Annotated in this window: 5 protein-coding genes; 1 reads left to right on the forward strand and 4 read right to left on the reverse strand. The window is 43.7% G+C overall.

Annotation, left to right across the window (positions count from 1 at the left end; all coding sequences use genetic code 11):
* The first annotated feature begins 1 nt into the window (after position 1).
* Positions 2 to 229, forward strand: coding sequence for a hypothetical protein (locus tag AACT52_RS02250; protein WP_143172980.1), 228 nt, complete (start codon positions 2 to 4; stop codon positions 227 to 229).
* Positions 230 to 278: 49 nt separating this feature from the next.
* Here the strand turns inward: AACT52_RS02250 and AACT52_RS02255 are convergent, their stop codons facing one another.
* The 4 genes from AACT52_RS02255 to AACT52_RS02270 form a co-directional block, all read right to left on the reverse strand.
* Positions 279 to 1,109 carry a dienelactone hydrolase family protein gene (locus AACT52_RS02255; protein WP_073635922.1) on the reverse strand — a complete coding sequence of 277 codons (831 nt, stop codon included), beginning with the start codon at positions 1,107 to 1,109 and terminating at the stop codon, positions 279 to 281.
* A gap of 473 nt (positions 1,110 to 1,582) precedes the next feature.
* Complete coding sequence (locus AACT52_RS02260; RefSeq protein WP_073635923.1) at positions 1,583 to 2,902, reverse strand: MFS transporter; 1,320 nt, start codon at positions 2,900 to 2,902, stop codon at positions 1,583 to 1,585.
* A 347-nt stretch (positions 2,903 to 3,249) separates the two neighbouring features.
* A complete protein-coding gene (locus AACT52_RS02265; protein WP_073635924.1) occupies positions 3,250 to 4,317 on the reverse strand; it encodes an NADH:flavin oxidoreductase/NADH oxidase in 1,068 nt (355 codons plus the stop codon).
* A 102-nt stretch (positions 4,318 to 4,419) separates the two neighbouring features.
* Positions 4,420 to 5,640, reverse strand: a complete 1,221-nt coding sequence (locus tag AACT52_RS02270) for an MFS transporter (RefSeq protein ID WP_083630783.1) — start codon at positions 5,638 to 5,640, stop codon at positions 4,420 to 4,422.
* Between the last annotated feature and the right edge of the window lie 486 nt (positions 5,641 to 6,126).

The raw sequence follows: 6,126 nt of genomic DNA on the forward strand, positions 1-6,126 counted from the left end.
GTTGAACTTAGCAACGCGCTGGATTGTCGGTCTTGCGATCGCCGTGCTAGCCCTACACTTCGTGCTTGGGATCATTAATCTTGGCGTGATGAATCTTTGGCTTAGTATCGACGATACCAAAACCCGCGCTACTAACGCCATTTACGCAGGAATCTACTTTGGTCTGCCCACGCTTTTGCTGCTACTCACAGCGCCCCTGATGCTTAGTGTTGCTCGTTTTCGTGGCTGAAGTGCTTTTCCTGTAAAGAAAAATCAACCTGAGCAGCACATCCGCACACTTACACGCCATGCTGCTTAAACCATGCCTGGAGGCGTTGCCACCCATCCTTGGCTTCTTTCTCGCGGTAAGAGGGACGATAATCGGCAAAAAAAGCGTGGGGTGCATCGGGGTAGACAATGATTTCGGATTTGCTGCTGCTGGATGCAAGGCGCGATCGCATTTGCTGCACCGTATCGAGGGGAATGCCCGTATCTTTGCCGCCGTAGAGTCCGAGAATGGGGACTTTCAGCGCTGATGCAATATCAACGGGATGCTTGGGCGTTAGTTCGGTAGCGTCGCCCACCAGTCGCCCATACCATGCCACGCCTGCCTTAACCTTGGGATTGTGTGCGGAGTACAGCCAGGTAATGCGACCGCCCCAGCAAAAGCCCGTAATCCCCAACTTATCGGCATTACCCTGAGCTAACTTTATACCCCACTCCGTCGTGGCATCGAGATCGGACAGCACCTGGGCATCTGGCACTTTGACGACCACTTGGCGAATTTCTTCTACGCTGCTTAACTTCGAGACATCGCCTTGACGCACGAACAATTCCGGAGCGATCGCCACGTACCCCAACTTGGCAAAACGACGGCAGACATCCTGAATGTGCTCATGTACACCAAAGATTTCCTGAATCACCAGGAGTATCGGGAAATTTTTACCAGTAGCAGGCATCGCTCTGTAGGCAGGAATTTCACCATCTTTGACGGGAATTTTCACCGCACCAGCTACCAACCCCTTGGCATCGGTAGTGATAACTTGGGCAGAAATGGGTTGCACTGCGAGGGCAAAACCCGTTGCCAGGGTAGCAGTTGCGATAAATTTGCGGCGCGTTATTTCTATCATCATCTTTACCTTACAGCGCTTTTCAAACGATTAGACCACAAATGGTAGGTAGGGCTATGTTGCATGATATCTCAAATGTCCATCACATAGGCTTTTATGGTCTACCCTACTACTTGATGAATGTTTTCACACCTAGAGAAGTGACCGCAAGGAAGAGCAAAAGAAAATGTTATGGTGGTTTTTTATTGAATATATCCCTCTATTTCGTCTACTTAGAGTGATAAAAGAGGGGTAGATTATTTCTATTTTTCAATAAAAGAGACGTGCCATGGCACGTCTCTACACGCATGAAATTGTCAGCAGAATTTTTTTCTATATAGCTACTTGGTTGCTCGATAGCTAAAAATTCACACAAAGGAATATGATTCCATATGTCCCCCATTCTTCCAAAATGCTTATAACTCATAATTTCAATTTCCAAAAAAGTGTGCTTTTCAATAGATAGCACCCCCGAGGAATTCATCCTTTATCTTCTAGCCTTCATAGGACGGTGGCATTAAGCCCATTTTCTGATATATTGGATAGACAATCTTTCTTAAAGTTGGCAACTGCCTAGCAAAAAAATACGAACCTATAACGCAACAAATTCCACCAAAAGCCAAAGCATTGGGAACACCAATATGATGTGCTAATCCTCCAAAAAATAAATTTCCAATAGGTAGTATCCCTAAAAAACCCATCGTAAATAGGCTCGTTAATCTGCCTCTTTTGTCTTCTTCTACAATGACCAACTGGATAAAATTGCTAATAGATGCAAGAGTTAGAGTCATATTCATTCCTATAATAAAAATGACAATCAAACATATTTCTAGTCTATCTAAATGCGAAAACACTATTAACGCTAAACCTGTAATGGCGGTAGAACGTGCCATGATTTTTCCTAGCCCTGTGATCCTTTTACGTTGAACGAGATATACTCCAGAAGTGAGAGAGCCAAGTGCTGAAGCTGTCATAAGAAATCCCATAGTTTGGGCGTTGCCATTTAGGACTTCTTTAGCAAAAATAGGCATGAGATTTATGTGAGTCATTGCCATAAAGCAGACTAATGACAGTAAGATTAAAACAGTTTTGATAGGAATAAACTCATAAGCATAAATAAACCCTTCCTTCAGGTTTTTCAGAATCGCTGTTTTTTTAGTTACTGAATTATTGGTAACTGGATTTATTTTAATGACTAGGAGGGCAGATATCAAGGAAAAATAACTAACGCTGTCTATTAAAAAACATGAACTTGCTCCTGAGCGAGCAATGACTAAACCTGCTACCATCGGACTGGCAAATTTAGCAGTATTAATTATCAGAGAATGAAAGGCGATCGCACTATAAGTATCTGCTTTGTTCTCTATAATTCGAGGAATCAGTACCTGACGCGCTGGTAAATCAAAAGCTTTGACTGTCCCTTGTAAGATGCCGATGATAATAATAGCTTCAACGGTGATTTTGTTGCTGACAGTAAGAAAGAGTAATGTTGAAGACAGCAGAATTGAGATGATTTGAGTCGTGAGTAAGACACGTCGTAAGTTCCAACGGTCTAACAAGACTCCTGCTAAGGGTGTGAGAACCAAACTAGAAGCTTGGTTGGTAAATCCAGAGACACCAACTAATAAGGCAGAATTTGTTAATTGATAGACCAACCACACTAAGGAAATTTGAGTCATCCAAGTGCCAAAAAAAGATGCGCCTGCACCGATGACGTAACAACAAAAATTGAGAGATTTCAGAGCAGGTGGAATCTGAAAAAAACCAAATATCAGCTTGTCTTGTTCAGACCTTTCCCTATTAGCCGTTTGCATTAGCGTTTTCCTTTTGTCAAGCAAATTCTTTGATTAGACTTCTTGCAAAAGTATGATTAATGGATATTTTGAACCATAGATGCACAGCGATTAACACTAGTTAATTAACTGACACTTGCGCGCCTCCTACCCAGACGTTGCAACAAGTCACGAAACCCGTCCATCGCACTATCTTCATCTGTGTGCATCTGTGGTTTCATTTTCATCCAATTAACTTTTGTAAGAATTTTATTGACTTTTGAAAGAAAATTGCCATTAGCCATCTCTCGTTACAAATGACTAATGACAAATGACAATTTACACATCCATAACTGTTAGTTTATTATGTTGAAAATTATTTTGAAAATTCAAAGCCATGCTCGCTCATACTGAACGGGCGAGACTTTATCTTTTCCTAACTTTTTCGCAGCGTATGATGGCCAGTAAGGATTGCGTAGTAATTCTCGCGCAAGTAATACAACATCTGCTTGACCAGTGCGGATAATGTGGTCAGCTTGTTCTGGCGATGTAATCAAACCTACAGCCCCAGTCAGGATATTTGCCTCATTACGAATTCTTGAAGCAAACTGAGTTTGATAACCAGGACCGTAGGGAATATTAACCTTTGCTAAAGTACCACCACTCGAGGTGTCAATTAAATCCACACCCAAAGTTTTGAGTTTATCTGCAAGCGCGATACTTTGCTCAATGTCCCAGCCATTCTCTGCCCAATCTGTTGCTGAAATTCGCACCCAAAGCGGATAACCTTCGGGTAAAACTTCTCTTACCCCGCTCACAACTTCTCTCAACAAACGAGTACGATTTTCTAAACTACCCCCATATTCATCCTCTCGGTGATTGCTCAAAGGCGAGAGAAATTGATGCAATAAATAGCCATGAGCCGCGTGAATTTCAATAACCTTAAATCCAGCTTCGACAGAGCGTTTTGCAGCTTGCACAAAAGCATGAATAATTTGTTGAATTCCTTCGCTATTTAATGCTTCTGGAACAGGGTGATTCTCAGTAAAAGCGATCGCACTGCTAGAAACCACAGGACGCCAACCGCCAGCAGATTCATCAACGACTTTTCCACCTTCCCAAGGAGGCGCTGTACTAGCTTTTCTTCCTGCATGAGCAAGTTGAATACCTGCAATCGAACCCAATTTGTGAATGAGTTCTACAGTTTTTGCAAGCGACTCAATATGTGCATCTGACCAAATCCCCAAATCCTGAGGACTGATGCGTCCTCGCGGTTCTACCGCCGCCGCCTCTGTGATCACTAAACCCGCACCGCCAACCGCACGACTTGCCAGATGAACTAAATGCCAATCATTAGCATATCCATCTGTACTAGAATACTGACACATTGGTGCAACGGCGATGCGGTTGCGAAAAGTGACTGCGCCAATTGTGAGGGGTTCAAACAAGTGTGTCATAAGATTGATTCCTTCTTGAACTGGTTAAAAGAAATATCTCCTTATTTTTCTTTCTCTGTGTTCTGTGTGCCTCTGCGGTTTGTTAGAGATTCAACAGTAAACTCAAACTTGCTTGAGACGACTTCTACGTCCACTCAAATGAACTACCAAAGCAACGACTAACAGCGAAAAACTCAGAGCGCAAACACCGTTCCACTTCCACATAGCCCAGCTATAAGTGCCAAGAAAAGAACCGAGTGCGCCACCACTGTAATTCGTAACCATATATACGGTATTTAAACGGCTCTCGGCATTAGGAACCAAATTATAGACGCGAACTTGGTTCGAGACATAAGCTGCGTGCATAGCCAAGTCAAGAAGCAACACCCCTAGTATCAGAGCTATGAGATAATTTCCCGCAATCCAAATAATGACAAAGCCAGACAGGCTAATCGCAAGGGCGAATCCTACTAAAACTCTCGCACCCCATTTATCGACAAGCCTGCCGATAAATGGAGTCGCGATCGCCCCAGCTATCCCAACCAAGCCGAACAATCCAGCTACTTGACTGCCATAATAATACGGTGGTGCTTCTAGCCGAAAAACCAGAGTCACCCAGAAAGCATTAAATGCCGCAAATATCAGCGCTATGTTGAGCGCGGCTTCACGCAATACGGGTTGCTGGCGGACGAGATGCCCAAGACTTTGCATCAGTTGCCGGTACGACAGTTTGTCGGATGATTTGCTTACGGGAAGCCGCCCTCGAATCGCAAAGGCGAGAACAATCATCAAACCGGCTGCGATCCAGTATATGGCTTGCCAACCCAGAATGTTCCCAACAATTCCACTCGCTGCTCGCGCCAGAAGGACACTGACAATGACTCCACTCATGAGCGTTCCAATCACCTTACCCCTCTCGGCTACAGCAGTCATCCGTGCCACAAACGGGATAATTAGATGTGCGACGATACTGTTGAAACCAAGTATAAAACTCGACACAGACAGCCAGGTGATATTGGGAGATAGAGCCGTCGCCACCAAGGCACAAGCAAGCATAAATAGCATTTTGACGATTAATCCCCGGCGTTCCACCTTGTCACCCAAAGGGACTAAAAACAGTAACCCCACTGCATAGCCTATTTGAGTGAGAGTAGGGATAAATCCCACCTGCTGCACAGAGATATCAAAGCTTCGTCCTATATCTGCAAGTAGCGGTTGGTTGTAATACACGTTAGCCACCGACAAGCCGCAGGTGATAGCCAAAAGAAAAACCGTACTACGCTCTGCCAGCATGGAGCTAGTATTAGTCTCAGTGGTTGGAGCGGAGTCCTGTTGAGAATTCATGTTTTAGTCTTTTATGAATATGCTGTGACTGTCGGTCGTTGACGCTTCAGTACCCAGTTGCCGATGTATGCAATAGGGAAACCTCTGGTTCTTCACATACAGTTTCAAGATTCAACCTGTTTTTGCAACCCAACCTCACTTAATGCAGCTTTAGTAGAGAAAATAGTTATTTAAGCTATCAATTAGAGTTTTTGATTTTCATCCTTCGTACCTTTAGACCTCTAAGTAATTTGCTACTAAAATCGCAAGCATAATCAAACGAACCGAATTGAGACAACTATAAGTAATACTACCATAAAAGTAAAATACGGTAAGCTCAGTAGTATACCGTATTAAATAAAAGTCTTTAAATTTGAAAATCCAAAGAGGTGGGATTGTCGTGTGAAAGCTGCTACATCATTTCAGACGGTTGGTAATGGTTGTCCCACTTTTCACCGAAAAAATGGGTCTGAAGCCTCGCCCTTAAGCGGGCGACTTTTTTCGCCG

It is taken from the genome of Scytonema sp. HK-05 (genome assembly GCF_963872035.1).
Classification (GTDB): Bacteria; Cyanobacteriota; Cyanobacteriia; order Cyanobacteriales; family Nostocaceae; genus Kalymmatonema.

What these genes read in the sequence shown, in the direction of transcription:
- AACT52_RS02255 (WP_073635922.1), bottom strand. Translation starts at nt 1,109, where the DNA reads ATGATAGAAATAACGCGCCGCAAATTTATCGCAACTGCTACCCTGGCA.
- AACT52_RS02260 (WP_073635923.1), bottom strand. Translation starts at nt 2,902, where the DNA reads ATGCAAACGGCTAATAGGGAAAGGTCTGAACAAGACAAGCTGATATTT.
- AACT52_RS02265 (WP_073635924.1), bottom strand. Translation starts at nt 4,317, where the DNA reads ATGACACACTTGTTTGAACCCCTCACAATTGGCGCAGTCACTTTTCGC.
- AACT52_RS02270 (WP_083630783.1), bottom strand. Translation starts at nt 5,640, where the DNA reads ATGAATTCTCAACAGGACTCCGCTCCAACCACTGAGACTAATACTAGC.